At 65.3% G+C, this 19,846-nt stretch carries 16 protein-coding genes; 7 read left to right on the forward strand and 9 right to left on the reverse strand.

Translation table 11 applies throughout. From position 1 onward, the window contains the following. Positions 1–2: 2 nt before the first annotated feature. Both ACLMAJ_RS12220 and ACLMAJ_RS12225 read right to left on the reverse strand, forming a co-directional pair. Entirely contained in the window at positions 3–779 is a 777-nt protein-coding gene (locus tag ACLMAJ_RS12220; protein WP_412013738.1) for an SDR family oxidoreductase, read from the reverse strand. Beyond that, complete coding sequence (locus tag ACLMAJ_RS12225) at positions 779–1,942, reverse strand: hypothetical protein (protein ID WP_412013739.1); 1,164 nt, start codon at positions 1,940–1,942, stop codon at positions 779–781. Before ACLMAJ_RS12225 ends, ACLMAJ_RS12220 begins: the two co-directional genes overlap by 1 nt. Positions 1,943–2,067: 125 nt before the next feature. Here ACLMAJ_RS12225 and ACLMAJ_RS12230 point away from each other — a divergent pair, with 125 nt between their 5' ends. From ACLMAJ_RS12230 to cysC, 3 genes are all read left to right on the forward strand, one after another. Further along, positions 2,068–2,955 carry a helix-turn-helix domain-containing protein gene (locus ACLMAJ_RS12230; RefSeq protein ID WP_412013740.1) on the forward strand — a complete coding sequence of 296 codons (888 nt, stop codon included), beginning with the start codon at positions 2,068–2,070 and terminating at the stop codon, positions 2,953–2,955. Positions 2,956–3,074: 119 nt separating this feature from the next. Next, complete coding sequence (gene cysD / locus ACLMAJ_RS12235) at positions 3,075–3,989, forward strand: sulfate adenylyltransferase subunit CysD (RefSeq protein WP_412014064.1); 915 nt, start codon at positions 3,075–3,077, stop codon at positions 3,987–3,989. After that, the gene (gene cysC / locus ACLMAJ_RS12240) at positions 3,989–5,827 is read left to right on the forward strand and encodes an adenylyl-sulfate kinase (protein WP_412013741.1); all 1,839 of its coding nucleotides are present in this window, start codon (positions 3,989–3,991) and stop codon (positions 5,825–5,827) included. Before cysD ends, cysC begins: the two co-directional genes overlap by 1 nt. Positions 5,828–5,908: 81 nt before the next feature. Here cysC and ACLMAJ_RS12245 read toward each other — a convergent pair whose 3' ends face one another. Both ACLMAJ_RS12245 and ACLMAJ_RS12250 read right to left on the reverse strand, forming a co-directional pair. Further along, complete coding sequence (locus ACLMAJ_RS12245) at positions 5,909–7,459, reverse strand: amino acid permease (protein WP_412013742.1); 1,551 nt, start codon at positions 7,457–7,459, stop codon at positions 5,909–5,911. Positions 7,460–7,658: 199 nt separating this feature from the next. Then, the gene (locus ACLMAJ_RS12250; RefSeq protein ID WP_412013743.1) at positions 7,659–8,819 is read right to left on the reverse strand and encodes an epoxide hydrolase family protein; all 1,161 of its coding nucleotides are present in this window, start codon (positions 8,817–8,819) and stop codon (positions 7,659–7,661) included. Positions 8,820–8,969: 150 nt separating this feature from the next. On the opposite strand from ACLMAJ_RS12250, the gene ACLMAJ_RS12255 reads away from it, so the two are divergent. Both ACLMAJ_RS12255 and ACLMAJ_RS12260 read left to right on the forward strand, forming a co-directional pair. After that, positions 8,970–11,807: an ATP-binding protein gene (locus ACLMAJ_RS12255; RefSeq protein WP_412013744.1), complete on the forward strand. Its 2,838-nt coding sequence runs from the start codon at positions 8,970–8,972 to the stop codon at positions 11,805–11,807. A gap of 215 nt (positions 11,808–12,022) precedes the next feature. Then, positions 12,023–13,159 carry a 1-aminocyclopropane-1-carboxylate deaminase/D-cysteine desulfhydrase gene (locus tag ACLMAJ_RS12260; protein WP_412013745.1) on the forward strand — a complete coding sequence of 379 codons (1,137 nt, stop codon included), beginning with the start codon at positions 12,023–12,025 and terminating at the stop codon, positions 13,157–13,159. Here ACLMAJ_RS12260 and ACLMAJ_RS12265 read toward each other — a convergent pair. Then, positions 13,050–13,652 (reverse strand): TetR/AcrR family transcriptional regulator, encoded by a 603-nt coding sequence (locus ACLMAJ_RS12265; RefSeq protein WP_412013746.1) that lies wholly within the window; start codon positions 13,650–13,652, stop codon positions 13,050–13,052. The genes ACLMAJ_RS12260 and ACLMAJ_RS12265 overlap by 110 nt on opposite strands. Positions 13,653–13,762: 110 nt before the next feature. Here ACLMAJ_RS12265 and ACLMAJ_RS12270 point away from each other — a divergent pair, with 110 nt between their 5' ends. Then, the gene (locus ACLMAJ_RS12270) at positions 13,763–15,559 is read left to right on the forward strand and encodes an acyl-CoA dehydrogenase (protein ID WP_412013747.1); all 1,797 of its coding nucleotides are present in this window, start codon (positions 13,763–13,765) and stop codon (positions 15,557–15,559) included. A gap of 191 nt (positions 15,560–15,750) precedes the next feature. Here the strand turns inward: ACLMAJ_RS12270 and ACLMAJ_RS12275 are convergent, their stop codons facing one another. Both ACLMAJ_RS12275 and ACLMAJ_RS12280 read right to left on the reverse strand, forming a co-directional pair. Next, positions 15,751–16,053 carry a hypothetical protein gene (locus ACLMAJ_RS12275; protein ID WP_412013748.1) on the reverse strand — a complete coding sequence of 101 codons (303 nt, stop codon included), beginning with the start codon at positions 16,051–16,053 and terminating at the stop codon, positions 15,751–15,753. A 232-nt stretch (positions 16,054–16,285) separates the two neighbouring features. Further along, on the reverse strand, positions 16,286–16,618 hold the full coding sequence (locus ACLMAJ_RS12280; RefSeq protein ID WP_412013749.1) for a hypothetical protein: 333 nt from the start codon (positions 16,616–16,618) through the stop codon (positions 16,286–16,288). Between the two features lie 274 nt (positions 16,619–16,892). On the opposite strand from ACLMAJ_RS12280, the gene ACLMAJ_RS12285 reads away from it, so the two are divergent. Further along, complete coding sequence (locus ACLMAJ_RS12285; protein ID WP_412013750.1) at positions 16,893–18,050, forward strand: helix-turn-helix domain-containing protein; 1,158 nt, start codon at positions 16,893–16,895, stop codon at positions 18,048–18,050. Between the two features lie 108 nt (positions 18,051–18,158). On the opposite strand, the gene ACLMAJ_RS12290 is transcribed toward ACLMAJ_RS12285, so the two are convergent. Together ACLMAJ_RS12290 and ACLMAJ_RS12295 are read right to left on the reverse strand one after the other, a co-directional pair. Next, on the reverse strand, positions 18,159–18,866 hold the full coding sequence (locus ACLMAJ_RS12290; RefSeq protein WP_412013751.1) for a 2'-5' RNA ligase family protein: 708 nt from the start codon (positions 18,864–18,866) through the stop codon (positions 18,159–18,161). A 314-nt stretch (positions 18,867–19,180) separates the two neighbouring features. Next, positions 19,181–19,804 carry a hypothetical protein gene (locus ACLMAJ_RS12295; protein WP_412013752.1) on the reverse strand — a complete coding sequence of 208 codons (624 nt, stop codon included), beginning with the start codon at positions 19,802–19,804 and terminating at the stop codon, positions 19,181–19,183. Positions 19,805–19,846: the final 42 nt, after the last annotated feature.

Genomic DNA, 19,846 nt, shown 5'->3' on the forward strand with positions numbered 1-19,846 from the left:
GGTCAGTGGTGGTACTCGCCGCCGTTGACGTCCAGGCAGGCACCGGTGATCGCTCGCGCCAACTGCGAGGCGAAGAACACCACGGCATCGGCGATCTCATCGGGTTCGGGCAGCTTGCGCAGATCGATGGTCTTCGCCGTCTCGGCGTAGACCTCTTCGGCGGTGATCCCCCGCTGCTCGGCGAGGTAGTTGAAATACCATTTCAGGTTGTCTGCCCAGATATACCCGGGTGCAACGGAATTCACCCGAATCCCCTGCGGTCCGAGTTCGGTGGCCAGGCTCTGTGCCAGCGCGAGCAGGCTCGCTTTGGCCATCTTGTAGGGACCGAAAGTGCGCCGCGAATGCCGAAGCACCGCCGAATTGATCATCACCACCGAGCCCTTCGATTCGGCTAGCGCGGGCACGAACAGCCGCGTCAGCCGTAGTGCGGCAAGCACATTCGTCTCGAATCCGGCGCGCACATCGTCAAGGTCGACGGTGGCCAGATCCGTGATCGGCGGAATCGCGAAGGCATTGTTCACCAGGGTGTCCACCCGGCCGAACGCGCTGTGCGCCGTCTCGACCAGATCAGCGACGGCCGCTTCGTCATTGATATCGGTCGGCACCACCACCGCCCGCCTGCCGAGCTCGGTGATCTCCTTGGCCACCTCGGTCAGCCGTGATTCGGTGCGCGAGGCGAGTACGACATCCGCACCGGCGCGCGCACTCTGTATCGCGATCGATCTACCAAGGCCGGGTCCGACACCCGAGACCACAACGACCTTGTCCTGCAACAACATCAGCCCAACTTCCTTTCCGCCACGGCGACCTGTCGCGCCGCGATTCGCGCCCGCCACTGTTGCGGAGTTACCCGCGCCTGTTCGTAGAACGGCAGCCGCTGCGGCAGTTCCGCCAGCGACACCACCTCCACCGTCGGCCCGTCTTCCGGCTTCATCTCCCGCGCCAACCGCTGCCAGCGGAACTGTAGATACCCACGCTCGTGCCCGGTCCGCTCGATCCAGTTGGCCAATCCGGGATCCTGTTCGCTGACCACGAGCCGGATCATGCCGTCGGGATCCACCTGTGCCTGGTCGGCGGTGAGGCTGGTTTGGTGGTTGATGTAGTCCAGCGACAGGTACCACATGCTGCCGAGCTGGAAGCCTTGATACGGCGCGTCGGATTTCGGCACCGTGATGATCATGACCTGATCGTCGTCCAACTCGTAGTGGCCCGCCGAGGAAAACTGCGTCGTGAGTCCGCCGGGAGTCGACCTCGGCTCGGTCATCGTGTTGACGGGCAGGTTGAGGTAGAACCACTTCGGGAAGGCCAGGAAGGTGTTCAGCCGCGAAAGCAGCATCTTCCCCGCGACACCGAAGCGCTTGGTCATCAGGTCCTTGGTCAGCGGCGGCGGCGCGTCACCGATGCGGTCCACCCGCTGGATGCGGACAGTGCCCGGCTTCTCGGTCGCCCAGTCGCTGTAGACCTCACGAATGACGAGCATTGCGGAGTCCGCGGCGAGGTGCACATATCCGGGGCGCGCTTCGCCGGGTCCGAAGCGGAGCTCGTAGGTGCCGTCCGCGGCGACATCGATCGAGCGGTCGTCGAACGCGGTGAGACTGTCGGGCACGTCCACCGGGGAGTAGTCGCCGTTGAGCACCTGGAAGCTCAGGTCGCGAGTGCTGCCACGCGTGCCGGTCACCAGGTATTCGGCGTCGGGGCGAAGGTAGGAGTGGAAGTAGAGGGTGTCCGGGTTGTCCAGGCCCATCTTCGTGTACGGCCCGGTGGATTGGACGAAGAACGGGAAGTCACGCTCATAGGCCCACGCCATTTGGATGGCGGCGCGAATGCTGCCTGCGAGGTAGTCGTACCCCTCGACGAGATCCTGTTCGGTCCGGATATGTGGTGCGCCGGTGATGATCTGCTCGGCGGCGGCGATGGCGTCCGCGAACGGCTGTGTCAGCAAGAGGCTTCTCCGAGATCGTGTTGTTCGAGCGGCCTGCGAGCGGTCGCCGAGGCCCTGTTCCAAATATGTACCGGTCTGGTACATTTCGATATGAGAAAGATTAGAACGTGTTCTAGGAGTGGTCAATGGTTGCCCGTAGATCCGCCCCCACCCAACGGGTGGTCCAAGTGCTGGACTTCTTCGTCGAGCAACGCGGTAAACGCTTCGGCCTTTCCGAGCTCGCCCGCGAACTCGACCTGGCCAAACCCACCTGCCTCGGCATTCTCACCGAGCTGAGCGCGGGCGGCTACCTGGTACGCGATGTGCACACACTCACCTATGGCCTCGGACCCGCACTGATCGCCGCGGGCCGGGTCGCGCAGGACAGCTTCGCCATCTCCGCCATCGCACGCGTCGAGCTAGAGAAACTCGCCGCGGAATACCGCACGACCTGCACCGCGTCGGCGGTGGTAGGCGAGCAGATCACCGTGCTGGAGAGCACCGGGCCCGGCACGGTCAAGGTCGGCGCGTCGTATCTGTTCGCGCCGCCGGTCGGGCTGATGTACGTGCTGTGGGACACCGACGCCGCCTTCGACGCCTGGCTGAACAAGCCGTCGACGGTGCCCCTGCAACAGGACGTGGCCCGGTTGCGCCAGGTCGTCGCGGAGTGCAGGCAGCGGGGGTACCTGGTGGAGAGCCTGACCGGCGCAGGTCGCCGCTTGTACTCCCTGCTTGCCGGGGTCGCCGCCCGTGACCTGCCCGAAGAGGTGCGCGAGCTCGTCGGCGAGCTGGTGACCAGCCTCGGCGAACGAGTACACCTCGGCACTGATCTGCGGCCGCGCAAGGAACACCCCGTAAGCCTGCTCGCCGCACCGACCTACGGCGGCGACGGCAGGCAGAACATGGTGCTCACCATGTACGTGGGCACCGCCATCACGGGTGCCGAAATCACTCGCCGCGGAGCCGCTCTGGTGACCGCCGCCGATGCGGTGACCGCCGCCTCCGGCGGGCGCAAACCACGGCCACCCCATTGACCAAAGAACGAAACGTGTTCTAGTTTTGGGACGTGAGCCAGCACGCAAAGTCGACGGCGAGCACCGAAGTAGGTGCTGCCGGACGTAGTCCGTCCGAAACCCGCGCACGGCCGGAGCCAGTGCGGAGGCACGCCTACGAGCTGCCGCATCTGGATGCGCTCGAGGCCGAGTCGGCACACATATTTCGTGAAGTCGCAGCGACATTCGAGCGCCCGGTGCTGTTGTTCTCCGGCGGCAAGGACTCGGTGGTGATGCTGCATCTCGCGGCGAAGGCCTTCTGGCCGTCACCGCTGCCGTTCCCCGTCATGCACATCGACACCGGGCACAACTTCGACGAAGTAATCGAGTTCCGGGACCGCACGGTTGCCCAATTCGGCCTGCGGCTGGTCGTCGGTCGCGTACAGGACGATATCGACGCCGGCCGCTCGGTCGAGGAGACCGGACCGCGCGCGTCCCGCAACCGGCTACAGACCAGCACGCTGCTGCGTTCCATCCGGGAGCACCGGTTCGACGCGGTGTTCGGCGGCGCGCGGCGGGACGAGGAAAAGGCGCGCGCCAAAGAGCGCGTGTTCAGCTTCCGCGATGAATACGGCCAGTGGGATCCGCGCAACCAGCGGCCCGAGCTCTGGAACCTCTACAACGGGCGACACCGCCCCGGCGAACACATCCGAGTGTTCCCGTTGTCGAACTGGACCGAGCTCGACATCTGGCACTACATCGCCGCCGAGGGTATAGAACTTCCGCCGCTGTACTACGCGCACCGGCGTCCGGTGGTACAGCGTGATGGGATGCTGCTCGCGCAGACCCGCTTCCTGCAACTGCTCGACGGCGAGCAGCCGGTCGACACCATGGTCCGATTCCGGACGGTCGGCGACGCGACCTGCACCGGATGCGTGGAATCCACGGCGGGCACTCCCGACGAGGTGGTCGCCGAGGTCGCCGCGACCCGCGTCACCGAGCGCGGCGCGACCCGCGCCGACGACCGCATTTCCGAGGCAGGCATGGAAGACCGCAAAAAAGAAGGTTACTTCTGATGACGACAACAACACTGTTGCGCCTGGCCACCGCGGGCAGCGTCGACGATGGCAAATCCACCCTGATCGGGCGGCTGCTTTTCGACTCCAAGACGATCTTCACCGACCAACTCGCCGCCCTGGAACGCACAAGCCGCGAGCGCGGCGACGACTACCCTGATCTGGCGCTGCTCACCGACGGCCTGCGCGCCGAACGCGAACAGGGCATCACCATCGACGTGGCGCACCGGTATTTCGCGACGCCCCGGCGGAAATTCATCATCGCCGATACACCCGGCCACATCCAGTACACCCGCAATATGGTCACCGGCGCCTCGACCGCGGATCTCGCGCTGATCCTGGTGGATGCACGCAAGGGCATCGTCGAGCAGACGCGTCGGCACGCTTTCCTCGCCAGCCTGCTCGGCATCCCACACCTGGTGCTGTGCGTCAACAAGATGGATCTGGTCGACTGGTCGCAGGAACGCTACGAAGAGATCCGTGACGAATTCGCGCAATTCGCCACCAAACTCGACGTCGCCGACCTCACTTTCATTCCGATGTCGGCGCTCACCGGCGACAATATCGTGCACCGCGGCACCGGAATGCCGTGGTACGAAGGCTCTCCCCTACTGCACCACCTCGAGGAGGTGCACATAGCCTCCGACCGCAACCTCATCGACGCGCGCTTCCCGGTGCAATACGTAACCCGCAGGCACGCAGAGGATTTCCGCGGCTATGCGGGCACCGTGGCGGGCGGCGTCTTCAAGCCCGGTGACGAGGTGGCCGTTCTGCCTTCAGGATTCACCAGCACCGTCGCGGCAATTTGGGGACCGGGCGGCACCCCGGTCGCCGAGGCATTCCCGCCGCAGGCGGTGACCATTCAGCTCACCGATGAAATCGACATTGCCCGTGGCGATCTCATCTGCCGACCGGCCAACCGCCCGCACGTCGGTCGAGACCTCGACGCCATGGTGTGCTGGTTCACCGAGGAGTCCGAGCTGACCCCGGGGGCCACCTACACCATCAGGCACACCACCCGGGCCGTCACCGCCGAGGTCCACACCCTCGACTATCGCCTCGATGTGAACACGCTGCACCGCGACGACACGGCGGAGTCCTTGTCGATCAACGAGATCGGCCGCATCCAGCTGCGCACCAGGCAGCCGCTGCTGTTCGATCCGTACCGCCGCAACCGCAATACCGGCAGTTTCATCCTCGTCGACGAAACCACCAACAACACCGTCGCGGCGGGCATGATTACCGGTCCCAGCCTGCCGTCCTCACGCGTGGTGTGGCACTCCACCGCCGTCGGTCGCGACGAGCGCGCCACTCGCGGTATGACGGTCTGGTTGACCGGGCTTTCCGGCTCCGGAAAGTCCACTGTCGCTGTCGAACTCGAACGACGCCTGGTCGCTTCGGGCCGCCCCGCCTTCCTGTTGGACGGCGACAACTTGCGCCACGGTCTCAACTCCGACCTCGGTTTCGCGGCAGCGGATCGCGTCGAAAACGTCCGCCGCGTCGGCGAAGTCGCCCGCCTGTTCGCCGAAGCCGGTGTGGTAGCGGTTGTTTCCCTGATCAGCCCCTATCAAGCGGACCGAGAGCAGGCCAGGGCCGCCCATGCCGCGGCAGGCATCGCCTTCGTCGAGGTCTTCGTGGACACCCCCCTCGAAATCTGCGAATCACGCGACCCCAAGGGCATGTACGCGAAAGCCAGAGCAGGCGAGATCCGCGGCTTCACCGGAATCGACGCCCCCTACGAAATCCCCTCCGACCCAGAACTGGTCTTGCACCCCGGCGACGGCGACCCCGCCGCCATGGCCGCAATCATTCTCGCCGAGTTGGCGGAGCTGGACTGACGGCAGTAATCCCGCACAATCGAGAGGCCACCGGTCGGTCCGGTGGCCTCTCGATACAGTTCTGCCGCGAGTCTGATGGGGTTATCGGTTGCCGCTGCGCGGGGGGCGTTTTCCTGGCTCCTCGATGGTGACAAGGGTATCGGCGGGGCTTCCCGGTCGCTCGGCAACGACCGGGAACTGCCCGGTGTGACCGTGGCGAATCTTCGATATTCGCAATACTTTTCGGCGGGCCAGAAACCAGCCGCCGACCAGAGCCGGTGCCAGGACCACCGTCGTCACGATCACCGCGATGCGCTGTACCGGATCGTCACTGCATGCCATCAGGACTACCACTGTCGCAAGGAACAGCAGCGTGGCCACATTCGTATAAGGTGCGCCGGGCAACCGGAAGTCCGGACGCCGCACCAGCCCGCTGTGCCACTGCCGCCAAAGCTTCAGCTGGCAGAGCAGAATCGTGGTCCATGACACGATGGTGCCCAATGCCGAGACGTTGAGCACGATCTCGAATGCCTGGTCCGGCACCACCGCGGCGAGGCCGACGCCGACCAAGGCGATCGCGCCGGTGGCGAGAATGCCGATGTAGGGCACCCCGGTGCGCGACATTCGCGACGCCGCGGTAGGCGCACTGCCGTTCATCGACATCGATCGCATGATCCGGCCGGTCGAGTACAGCCCGGCGTTGAGGCTGGAGAAGGCCGCGGTGAGTACCACCAAATTCATGATCGATCCGGCGGCGGGCACGCCTATTCTCGAGAAGAATGTGACGAATGGACTCTCTCCGTGCCGGAAAGCCGTGTAGGGCAACAGCAGTCCGAGCAGAATCAGCGAGCCCACGTAGAACACTCCGATGCGGGCGATGACGGAGTTGATCGCCCGCGGCATGATCTCCGCCGGGTCCCGCGCCTCACCGGCCGCGATCCCCACCAGTTCGACTGCGGCATAGGCGAATACGACACCGGTAGTGACCGTCACCAGCGGCAGGATGCCGGTCGGGAAGAATCCGCCGTTATCTGCGATCACGCCGACTCCGGTGGTTTCACCCCGAATAGTGAAGCGGGAAGCCAGCAGTGCCGAGCCGACAACCAGGAAGCCGACCAGCGCCACGACCTTGATCAGCGCCACCCAGAATTCCAGTTCCGCAAACCAGCGCACCGAGATCAGGTTGGTACTCACGACCACGATCAAGGCGATCAGCGCGATCAACCACTGCGGGACGGCAGAGAACGCGCCCCAGTAGCGGACATAGGTCGCGATGGCGGTGACATCGACGATGCCGGTCATGCACCAGTGGAAGAAGTACGTCCACCCGACGGCGAAAGCGAGCTTCTCCCCGTAGAACTCGCGGGCGTGGGAGACGAACGAGCCGGAGGACGGGCGATGCAGCACCAACTCGCCGAGGGCGCGCAGGATGAAGAACACGAACACGCCACACACGGCGTAGACCAGGAACAATCCTGGACCGGCGGCAGCAAGGCGCCCGCCCGCGCCGAGGAATAGTCCGGTTCCGATGACTCCGCCGATCGCGATCATCTGCAACTGGCGCGTGTGTAGCGATTTGCGGTATCCGACATCCTCCGCGTGTAGTGCCTCCGACAGTGCGGATAGCTCCACAGGTCGCCGTATTGCGATCAAGACCGGGCCTCCTGTGATTTAAATCATGCCGCGAACAAATGTAACGTTATTCAACGTGCCGTTCAAGCGCCGGGATAATGCGCCGTTAGTTCACGACATCGTTACATGTGTTGCCGACCCATCGGGCGAGCGAAAGCGTTGTAGCGGTAAGTGTTCGAGGCCCGCAGCATGAACGCTGCGGGCCTCTTCGTACTGAGCGTCAGCGCGCCACGCTCGCGAAGAACTCGCGAATATCACCGATAAGCAGGTCTGGGACTTCGAGTGCAGGGAAGTGGCCGCCGGCGTAGAACTCCGACCAGTGGGTGATGTTGTGTGCCTTCTCGGCGAAGCGGCGGATGGCGTAGTCGCCGTCCTTGAAGACCGCGACTCCCGTCGGCACGGTGCCCTTCGGCTTGGGTGCGAACATCGCGGCGTCGTGGAAACGCTCGTAGTAGAGGTTCGCGACGCTGCGAGCGGTGTCGGTGAACCAGTAGATGCTCACCTCGGTGAGCAGCCGGTCGCGATCGATGGCCTGCTCGGGCAGCTCGTGCGACTGGTCGATCCACTCCTTGAACTTCTCGATGATCCAGCCCAGCTGACCTGTCGGAGAATCGGCAAGCAGCTGCGCGATGGTATTCGGGCGCGAGCCCTTCAGCTTCATGTACGCCGAGCCGTCGTCCTGGAACTTCTGCATCGCCCCGAGCCGCTGCTTCTCCGCGGCGGTGAGCGCTGCCATATCGGCCGGATCACCGGTCGGGAAGGTGACCAGCGCGTTGGCGTGCACGCCGAGCACATGCTCGGAGTCGACGCGGCCCAGCCGCGGGCCGATGAAAGCGCCGTGGTCGCCACCCTGTACGCCATAGCGGTCGTAGCCCAGCCGGGCCATCAGTTCGGCCAGCGCGGCCGCGATCCGTCCGTCGTTCCAACCGGCCTCGGTGATCGGCCCGGAGAAGCCGTGCCCCGGCAGCGACGGGATGACCAGGTGGAAGCTGGGCGCGTCATCGCCACCGTGCGCCTTCGGATCGGTCAGCGGGCCGATCAGATCCAGGAAGTCGGCCACCGAGCTCGGCCAACCGTGGATCAGCAGCAGCGGCGTGGCGTTCTCCGCCGCTGAGCGGATGTGCAGAAAGTGCACGTTCTGCCCGTCGATGGTGGTGATGAACTGCGGGTAGGCATTGAGCGCTGCCTCCTGCGCCCGCCAATCGAACTTCTCCACCCAGTAGCCCGCCAGCTCCTTCAGGTAGGAGGTGGGCACGCCGCGCTCCCAGCCGGTGCCGGACAGTTCGTCAGTCCAGCGGGTGCGAGCCAGCCGGTCGTGCAAGTCGTCGATGTCGGCCTGCGGGATCTCGATGCGGAAGGAGCGGATGTCGTTGTTTGTCATGCCATCAACTTTGCTGGTAACGAGGGTGATCACGAATCACGAGCGTTCGTTATCTTCGCGCTGTCGGCTCTTTACGCCGATGGCGAGAACCTCTTTACCCCCTGGGATACGAAGTTGGCACCGACCTCGGGATCCGTGCATGATCGCGGGGTGCTGAGCGTTCCCGTCAGCGGCGTCTTTATCGGGCGGGCCGCCGAAGTAGCTGCGTTGCGGAGCGCGTATTCGGACGCGTCCACCCACACAGTGCTGATCGCCGGTGAGGCGGGTCTGGGCAAATCACGCTTGGTCAACGAGTTCACCAGCCGGCTCGGTGCGGACGCGGTCGTGCTGGTCGGCCGATGCTGCGAGTTCGGCGGTTTGCCCTACGCCCCGTTCCTCTCCGTCCTGCGCAGCCTGGCGCGTGAGCTCGGTGCGGCACGGCTGGCCGAGCTGCTGCCGGTGGCTCGCCCCGCATTGTCGCGCTGGCTGCCGGAACTGGCCGCCAAGGCCGGACTCGCCGACACCGACTCCGATCGGATCCGGTTGTTCGGCGAGATACTCACCGTGCTGGAGCAGCTGGCGCTGACCAGGCCGGTGGTCGTGGTGCTGGAAGATCTGCACTGGGCCGACGATTCGACTCGGGAGCTGCTGTCCTTCCTGCTGGCCAATTTCGCGCAGCGCGACCTACTGCTGGTCGGCACCTATCGACCCGCCGACTCCGAACCGCTGCGCAGGCTCGCCGTCGGGCTGCGCCGCAATCCCGGTGTCCGCCTGCTCGATCCGGCGCCGCTGACCCGACACGAGGTGGGCAGGCAGCTCGCCGCGCTGCTCGGCCACGAGCCCGAGCCGGGTGCGGTGGCGCGAGCCTTCGAGCGCAGCAAGGGGATTCCACTGTTCGTCGAAGCACTCAGTCGCTCGACCGACGACATCCCGGCCGATCTATCCGACCTGCTGCTCGACTTTCAGACCGGTCTGCCACCGGATGCCGAGGCGCTACTGCGGCTGGCCGCCGTCGCCGGATCGCCCATCGAACACGCCTTACTCGAATCCGCGACCGAGCTCGACGAGGCTGCCCTCGATCGCGCGGTACGCGAGTTGACCGACCGGCAGTTGTTGTCGGCCACCGATACCGGATACGAGTTCCGGCACATCCTGATTCGGGACGCCGTCTACGACCATTTGCTGCCGATCGAGCGAAAGCGCCTGCACGCGCGCCTATCCCAGGCGCTGCGCGCGCGCTGCGATGGGCCGACCGACGACCGGCGAATCGGGGAACTGGCCTACCACGCCTACCTGGCAGACGACCTGTCCACCGCGATCGAAGCGTCGTGGGGCGCAGCCACGAACGCGGCGGCCACGAACGCGCACAGCGAACGGCTGCGTCACCTCGATCGGGTCCTCGAACTCTGGGATCGGGTGCCGGACGCGGCGGGTCTTGTCGACGCCGACCGGCTCACCGTGCTGGAACAGGCAGTCGAGGCCTGTTATCTGGGCGGCATCGTCGAACGCGGCATCGAGGCCGCCGACGAAGCGCTCGGCATGGTCGACACCAACAGCGCGCCACTGCGCGCCGCACGGCTCTACTACCACCGGGCGGGTGTAAAGAATCAGAGCGGAACGGGTTGCGAGCACGATCTGACAAGGGCTCTTGCCCTGTTACCCGCGCACCCACCGACCGCCTTGCGTGGCGAGGTGCTCGCGGAGCTCGCGGCCACGCGCGTATTCGGCGGCGACTCCGACGGCGCCGAGCGTGACGCTCGGGCGGCCGTCGAGGTGGCCGAACAGCTCGGCGCCATGTCGCTGGCGGCTCGCTGCTACGCCTACCTCGCACTGGCCACGGTCGCTCGATCCGACACGGCCGTCGCATATTTCGAGCGGGCCCATGCCGCCGCCACGGCAGCGGCCGATGCGCAGACGCTGCTCACGGTGGTGCTATGGGAGTCGGCGGCGCTCGTCGCGGCGGGCGACTACATCGCGGCGATCGACACGATCCAGCAGGGCCTTCGGGCCGCGCACGAAACATTCCGCTTCGTAGAAGCCGGGCCTATCCTGCTCGTCAAGTGGGCTCAGGCGCTCACAGCGCTCGGCCGGTGGACCGAGGCCCTCGACCTCATCGACGAATCGTTCACCGGGCAACTGCCACCGCTGAGCAGGGCCGCACTACTGCTGTGCCACGCCAGAATCGTACTGGCACGGGGTGATTCGGCCGCGGCGGCGAGTAGCACAGACACCGCCGCCGGATTGCTGGGTGACCGACCGTGGGCACGCCGATACCAGCTCCAACTGCACATCACGCGGGCCGACATCGCGATCAGCACCGGACAACCGGCCCGCGCGGCCGATATCGTCGCTGCCGCACTGCGAGCCGACGACATCGCGACACACCACCACGAAGTGTGGGCACTGCTCGCCCTCGCCACCCGAATCGACGACATCGCAATAGATTTCGAGACCCAGACCGCCGCGCTCCCGATGACGACGGCGGTCGACTCCGCCTATCGCGCCGTTGTCAGCGCAACCGCCGATAACAACCCACGCGCCTGGGACGAGGCGGTCTCGGCCTGGCGAACCCTGCGGCAGCCCTACGAGCTCGCACGCAGCCTGCTCGATTCCGCCGCAGCGGACCTGGCAGCGGGACACCGCGCCACCGCCGACACCGCGTTGCGCGAAGCCACGAACCTCGCGGTGCAACTCGAAGCACCAGCCCTGGCCGGCACCGCCCGAGAGTTGGCCGCGCGAGCCGGCCTCGCCGTGGACGACCCGAGCCGCCCGTCCGCTCCCGCCGCATCCCAGCCGAGCACCTTCGGGCTCACACCCCGCGAACTCGACGTCTTACGCCTCGTCGCCAAGGGCCTCAGCAACAGACAGATCGCCGCGGAACTCTTCATCAGCGGCAACACCGCAGGCGTACACGTCTCCCGAATCCTGACCAAACTCGGCGTCGCCACCCGCACCGAAGCCGCCGCCACAGCTCACCACCGCCACCTCTTCGCCACCGACGAACCCTGACCCGCACCACCTACCCTCGCGAATCCGGAAGGTCAGGCGCCGGTTCGGATGAGGGTCCGGAGGGCGTCGGCGGTTCGGGTGCTACGTTCGGTTCCTTTGCTGCGAATGTCGAGTTACCTCGGCATCGCGACCTCTCCAGGTCTGCGCCACCAGGCTGGACCAACTACTCGGGAGAGGCACCTGACCACGAGGCGGTGAGTCCGATAATGGGCGCCATGACGGGTTCGTTGCTGCATCAGCGGTTTCCCGAGCTAACGCAGACACTGCCGTTTCTGCGGCTCGGAGAGGCACCCACCCCGGTCAGGGAGGTGGATCTGAACACCCAGGTCCGGGTGTGGTGCAAGGACGAGAGCAGGTATGGATCCGGCGGCTGGGGCGGAAACAAGATTCGCAAGCTGGAATGGTTGCTGCCGGATGCACGGTTGCGTGGTGCTCGTACCATCCTCACCGTCGGCGGCACGGGGACCAACTGGGGTCTTGCCGCGGCTCTGTACGGGCGCGACTACGGCATCGATATCGCGCTTGCACTGGTCGATCAGCCGGAGGACGATCACGTGCGCGAACAACTGCAACGCCTCAAAGACTCGGGCGCCACCCTGCATTTCACGCACACCAAGCGGCGCACCATTCTGAGCGCTCCCTGGTTGATCCTGCGGCACACCCACGGCCGCAGCCTTCCGTATCTGCTGCCAGCGGGTGGGTCGTCGCCTATCGGGGCGCTCGGCTATGTCGAGTGCGCGCTCGAGATCGCCGAGCAGGTCACGGCGGGCGCGCTCCCGGAGCCGACGCATCTGGTGACGGCCGTCGGATCCGGTGGAACGGCAGCAGGGCTCGTCCTCGGCCTCCGACTCGCCGGATTGCGGACCAGGGTTCTCGGCGTCGTCGTCAACGACACACTTCCCCTCGACGCCGAGCACATCATCGGATTGGCGATCCGAGCGGAGGGCATACTCCGTTCACGCGGCGCGCGATACGCCCCGGTCGGGTTGCATTCCGACGATGTCACCATCGTCCGCGATTGGATCGGCCCCGGCTACGGCCACGAGACGGCCGCCGCGGTCGTGGCAAAGAAGCTCGGTGCCGCCGCTGGCATGGAGTTGGAAACCGTCTACACGGCAAAGGCTTTGGCGGCACTCACCGATCTCGATGCCCGCGGCGAGCTGGGTGAGGGCCCGGTCGTCTTCCTCAATACCTATGGGCCGAGGCGGCCTTCGGACATCGGTGGCCGGGCGGTCGCGAGCCTCAGCGCGGTTCCGGATCCAGACCAAGGACGACCACCAGCACCTCACGCAGCCGATCGACATCGCCCCGAATACCCGTCACCGCATCCTGATACAGAAACGCCTCGATGAGGCGGACCAGCGCATAGGCGAAAGTGGCTGTGTCCAGCCGATTCTCATAGCCTTCCGCGACAGCGGCCTCGATCAGATCAGCGACCGTCGCGATCACCCTCGGCTGCACCGGGCCGTCGCTAGCGGTGATGATCCGGCCCGCGGTGGCCTGCTCGGTGGCGATGAAGTACCGATACGGTTCGTTGCGTGCGAGCCATCTGGCCACCCGGTCCAGCATCCACAACACCCGGCCGGCACCGGTGCCGACACTGCGGGTCCTTGCTGCTTCGACCATGCGGTTGAACTCGGCGACCATCACCGCGCCGAGCAGTCCGTCCCGCGATCCGAACCAGCGGTAAATGGTCGCCCGCGACAGCCCGAGCTCGGCCGCGATCGCCTGCACATCGACGCGCTCGGAGGCCAGGAACTGGGCGCTCGCTACGTCGAGCACCTGCTGCTGGGTCGCGGCCGCGGGCCGACCAACCGGCCGGGCGGCTCCTGCTGTGGCGGTCAACGCAACCCCCACACAAATTCGCGACACATGCGTAGTAACGTACCAAATCGACCCGGGCGCACATCGCGACCGCCCGGACGTCATCTGTGCGACCGCGAGAGGATGTGCCCGTGCGCTCGACATTGATCTCCCGCAGGGATCTGGATTTCCTGCTCTATGAATGGCTGCGGGTCGAAGAGCTCACCGCGCTGCCGCGCTTCACCGAGCACTCCAAGGACACCTTCGACGGCTTCCTCGACCTATGCGAGGACCTGGCGACCCGGCACTTCGCACCGCACAACAAACTCGCCGACGCGAACGAGCCGACCTTCGACGGCGAGCGGGTCACCATCATCCCCGAGGTAAAGGCCGCGATCGAGGCGTTCTCCAAGGCGAACCTCATCGGCGCAGCGATGGACGGGGAAATCGGCGGTCTCCAACTGCCCGCGACCGTCGAGGCGGCCGGATTCAGCTGGTTCCAGGCGGCCAATGTCGGCACCGCCGGGTACCTGTTCCTTACCGTCGGCAATGCCAACCTTCTTGCCGCACACGGCACCGCGGACCAGATCGACCGCTTCGTCAAGCCGATGGTCGAAGGCAGGTTCACCGGAACCATGTGCCTGTCCGAGCCGCAGGCGGGTTCCTCCCTCGCCGATATCGTGACTCGCGCGGAACCCCGATCCGATGGCAGCTACCGGCTTTTCGGCTCGAAGATGTGGATCTCCGGCGGCGACCACGAGCTGACCGACAACATCGTGCACCTGGTGCTGGCCAAAATTCCCGGCGGCCAGGCAGGTACCAAGGGCATCTCGCTGTTCATCGTTCCCAAGTTCCTCGTCAACGATGATGGCTCAATCGGCGCGCGCAATGACGTGGCGCTCGCCGGGCTGAACCACAAGATGGGCTATCGCGGCACCACCAATACGGTGCTGAATTTCGGCGAAGGCAAACACACACCGGATGATGCGCCCGGCGCGGTGGGCTACCTCATCGGCGAACCGCACCGCGGCCTGTCCTACATGTTCCACATGATGAACGAGGCCCGCCTCGGCGTCGGTCTCGGCGCGACGGCGCTCGGCTATACCGGATATCTGAAATCCCTCGACTACGCCCGCGAACGCAGGCAGGGCCGCGCCGTCACCGCCAAGGACCCGGCCGCGCCCCAGGTGCCGATCATCGAACATGCCGATGTCCGTCGAATGCTGTTGGCACAGAAGGCCTATGTCGAAGGCGCGCTCGCGCTGCTGCTGTACTGCAACAAGCTCGTCGACCTGCGGCGCACCGCCACCGATCCCGAGACACAGCGCGACAACACCCTGCTGCTGGAAATCCTGACCGGAGTTGCCAAAAGCTGGCCGTCACAGTGGTGTCTGGAGGCCAACAACCTCGCCATCCAGGTGCACGGCGGTTACGGCTACACCCGCGAATACGACGTCGAACAGCACTACCGCGACAACCGCCTCAACCCGATCCACGAGGGCACCCACGGCATTCAGGGCCTAGACCTGTTGGGCCGCAAAGTAATCCAGCACGATGGCGCGAGCCTGCGGCTACTCGCCGCGCGCATCGAACAGACCGTGATGGCAGCAGCCGAAGTGGGCGGCGAGTGGGCGGAATTCGGCGGCCAGCTCGACGCATCATGGCAGCGCCTGCTCACCGTCACCGGCTGGATGTTCGGTGCCGGCGACATCGCCGCCGCCATGGCGAATTCCAGCATCTACCTGGAAGCCTTCGGCCACGTCGTACTCACCTGGATCTGGCTGGAACAGGCACTCGCCGCCCACGGCAACGAGGGCGACTTCTACGAAGGCAAACGCGCGGCAGCCCGCTACTTCTTCCGCTACGAACTACCAAGAACCGGACCACAATTGGACCTACTGGAGCTCACGGACCGGACCACGCTCGACATGCGAGACACCTGGTTCTGACACTGCCCACCCGACACGACCAGCCCGACAGGACGGTGACCGAGCGTCGGTCGGCGCTCATCGCCACGCTCAATCGGGTCTCCGATCTTCGTAGGGAAACGCTCCGGCCTCTGGAATGAGTGCCGGAGCGCGTCGGAAAAGAACGTGATCACCAGGTGCCCCCAGCCAGTTCCGGGGCCTATCCGTTGCGGTCACCGTTCTACGCCAGACCGTCTCACGATCCCGGCCGGGGTCACCAGATCACAGGCCAGCGCGACCGCCTTGGCGTGCCCGCCGAAATGAGCGAGGTCAGGAGCCAGAATCGCGGAAGCCCCTGCCTTACAGACGGTCCCGACTACCAGCGTCGTCGGCATGTAGGTGTCGGTACCGATGGTGAGCAGTCCAGCCAGCTCATAGCCCTGACGCTGTGCCAGTTGTTTGATTACCTGTTCGTGTCGCTGCCGATCCGATCCGGTGATTTCGAGCAGTAGCAGACCAATTGCCTTGGGTTGCACGGATTTCCTGTTCGCTCGTGTTCCTGACCCAGCCATGACATTTCTGTGTCGCGGCCCTCCGCGAGTGCGATGAAATCCATGGCAGCTTTCAAGCGCGGGCAATCCTGCGGCGTGCAGGGGACCTCTTTCTTATCGACGTGGATCACCCTGATCCCATGTGCGCGTTCGATGTCCATGCGATTGGCGACCACATCGCAGCGGTCCATCACGCGGTCGAAGTCGGCGGGCATCATCATCGGCCCACCCGAGTGTCGACGTGCAGCTTCCCGGCCTCAACCAGACTTGCCCGTGCGGAACGCTTGGCGGCGCAGACGTCGATAGGGCATTCGATGTGGTCCTGCATCGCGGTGTGTGCCTGCTCGATGGTGTAGGCCACAGTAGGTGCGCGGTGGGCAGTTTCGAGCTCCCACGAATCTCGCCGCTGCGAGCCCTCGGCTGCGACTCTGTCGAGGATGTGGGCGACCGGTTCAGCATCAGACGGGTACGCGGGATCCCGCATCACGTAGTAGGCGGCCGCTGCCAAGGCGACGATCGATGCGGCGATGACGATGACGATTGCGGGCATTGGGTGGTACCCCTCGGCGTGTGTGTTCCGGGTAGTAGTTGGAGGCAACCGAGGTCCGGGGATGGCTGGGACCCTGTCCAAAGTTGGATGCAATGGCCAGGACTCCGGTGCCATACACCCCGAGCTTCGGTGCCGCATCCAGATTCGCACCGGACATACGACTGAACTACTAGCGAACTACTAACGCTGCTAATGAACTAGCAATGGTATTGACAGATTGGGACCGCTACCCTGGTGGATGCGAGGGGGCGGATCCAAACTGAGGGACATCACGATGAGCATTGGCGAGCGCGTCAAAGCTGAGAGAATCAAGGCGGGCAAAACCCAACTCCAGCTCGCGAAGATGATGAACTACAGCGTCGGCCGCGTTAGCCAGGTCGAGCAGGGCAACCCGGCCGCGCCGGGATTCCTTGCGGCCGCAGCGAAGGCTCTATGCATCGACCAAGAAGTGTTGACAGGCACGCCGTACCGGGACACCTTGGAAGAAGAGGGCCCGCTCGTGGGCATTACCGAACTGCGGGCGATCCTGTGCGAGGGCGAGTACGTGCGCGGCGAGGAGCCGCTGCCGCTCGCCGAGTTGCAGTTGAGAATGCAGATGATCAACGACGACGACCGCAAAGGTAAGAGCCGCCGCGCGCTGGCCAGCCTGCCGACGCTGATTCGCCAGGTCTACGGAGTGCTGCGGGACAACCCGAGCCCCGAGGTGTACGACCTACTATGCAACGCGTACAACGCCGTTGACCGCATGTGCAGGCGCTTCGGGTTCATGTCGCTGACGATCCCTGCGATCGACCGTTACGACTGGGCGGCAATACATTCCGGTGATCGACTAGCCATCGCCGTGGGCAAGGTCATGCGCACGCGCCTACTCGTTTACCAAGACAGCACCGACCTCGCGTTGATGCTTGTCGACCGGGCGTTGGCGGAGGCGGACGGCGACACAGAGGACTCTCTGTCCGTAATGGGTGCTGCGCATCTGGCGGGAGCTGTGGCCGCTGCCCGCGGCCGACGCCGCGACATCGCGCGCGACCACATCGCAGAGGCTCGGCTGATCGGTGCAAGGCTGGGGTTCGAAAGCAGGGCGTACGAGACGTTGTTCGGCCCCGCCAACACAGAGGTTCACTCCGTGGGCGTCGAACTGGAAGCTGGAGACCCAGGCAGGGCTGCGCGCGAAGGCTCGGCCCTCGTGCTACCCGAATCGATGGCGAAGACCCGTGCCGGGCACCTGTGGCAGGACATCGCGCGAGCTTGGGTCTTGACGGGGCGTACGGACCAGGCGATCAAGGCGTTGAATGTGGCCCGTCGTATTGCACCCCAGCAGGCGAAGTTGCACCCGAGCGTCCGCGAGACGTTCGCCGCGATCGCCGCGTCGGAGCGTCGGAGTACCGGCACAACGGCCGAGTTCGGTCGCTGGCTCGGCGTTCCGTCGTAGGTCAGATCCCAGAAAAGCCGCGCCTGATCTTTCGGGAGCGACTTCTTTGCGTTCATTCGTCGTCTGGCTCTGTACGTCGCAGTTGCTCAGCGAATAGGAAGTTGTAGATCAGCCGCCGAGCGCGACGACTGCGCGGTCATCCCAACGGTATTGGCGACCGTGCCTGCGCAGCTCGACCAGATGGATTGCGTCGATGCGGACCTCGGCCGCGGGAAGGTCGCGCAGGGCCGCGACGTCTTCGATCAGCGGGGCAGCGCCCTGTGTCCGGTTGATATAGCCGACGCCAAGGTGCGGCCGGAACTCGGAGGTTTGCGCGAGTCGGCTCGACGGCTGATAGGCGGCGGTTGCTTCCCGCACCCGCTGGTGGACATCGAGCAGCGCGTCCCACGGTGTGACGGAAAACCGCACCGCACTCCGGGATCCGGCCAACGGACCAACGCTGAGGTCGAACGGTTTCACTTCGGCCATGCTGGCGCGCACCGCGGTGACGACACCCGACAGCTGGTCGGCCGAGACCTTGTCTACCTTGCCCACATTGAGGAGTGTCAGGTGCAAACCATCCAGCGGCACGGGGTCGATGCCGTCGTGTGCGAGCGTGGCCTGACACTGCGCCACCAGATCACGCAGCCTCCGGTCGTCGAAGGTGATGTACCAGTAGTAGCCCGCCTGCCCGGGAGACCACGGCTTCATGGTCCAGTGGTCGTGCAGTGTGGGCAGGTTACAGAATGCTGACCAGTCGTTGCCGGTGATCGCGTCCGCTTCGAAGGTGGATGCCGGTTGGAGCAGGGGGAATGGGCTTTTGGAAGTGGCGCTCATGTAGCTGCCATGCTCCTCGGCTCGAGACGAACTGACCTCGGAGAGTCTACGTTCTTGCGTGCATCCTTCGTCGGGTCCGCAGCTGCTCAGCGAACGTGTCATGTCGACCTCCGCCACCTCGACGGTCTCCGGCGCGGCGACGCTCTCCGCAGTCATTGCGCAACGGATTTGACGATGCCAAATGGACGGGTGGTCCTCCGGCAGCGGAGCGGCGGCGAACCTAGGGCGAAGGTGGTCCACGACGGCATCGGTGAACGCGGCATCGGCATACCCAGCCGATGCCGCGTTCACCGTTCAGACGGTCGAGCGCTGCGTCAGGCCATCTCGGGCACGCGCAGATGAGCGAAGGCGAGCTCGAACTCCGCCACCTCGAGCACGTTGGCGCCCGCCCGGCCGGTTGCCGCTTTTCTGAGGCGATCGGTCTGTTCGCGGCTGTTGTCCATCGCTTCGGGGCTTGCCCAGACGGTCGAGGCCACGGCTCGGCTGGTCGCGCGGTCGATGAACAGACTGGCGCTGCAAAAACCGTTGATCATCTCGGCTTCCGGCAGCACTCCCATCTTGAAGGTGTCGATCAGCCGGTCGATCTTGCCTGGATCGCTCTGCACCCATGTGCATCGTGCGCACGCGCCGAAGTCGGCGGGGTGGTCGCGGTGCATGACCGCGATTTCCCATTCTTCGACCAACTCGACCTGGCCGCCGAGGGCCTGGGCCAAATCACCACGCAGTGATTGGACCCGCCCTCTGCTGGCCTGCATCGCAGCCTCGGTTTCCCACGCGGTTGCGGCGATGCAGCGCCCTGATGTTCGCTCGGCCATCAACGACATACCGACCCAGCCCTCGATCTCGGACATACTCGGCATCACTTCATCACGGAGGTATGCGATCCCGCTGTCGATCGACGACAGCCGGGCCGCAATTGTGCTTGAACGTGCGTACATGGGCCACTCCTGCCCTGGTCAGGGCGGCGCACCGGTGGCGCC

Origin of the sequence: Nocardia arseniciresistens (assembly GCF_046764875.1) — a bacterium.
Lineage (GTDB): Bacteria > Actinomycetota > Actinomycetes > Mycobacteriales > Mycobacteriaceae > Nocardia > Nocardia arseniciresistens.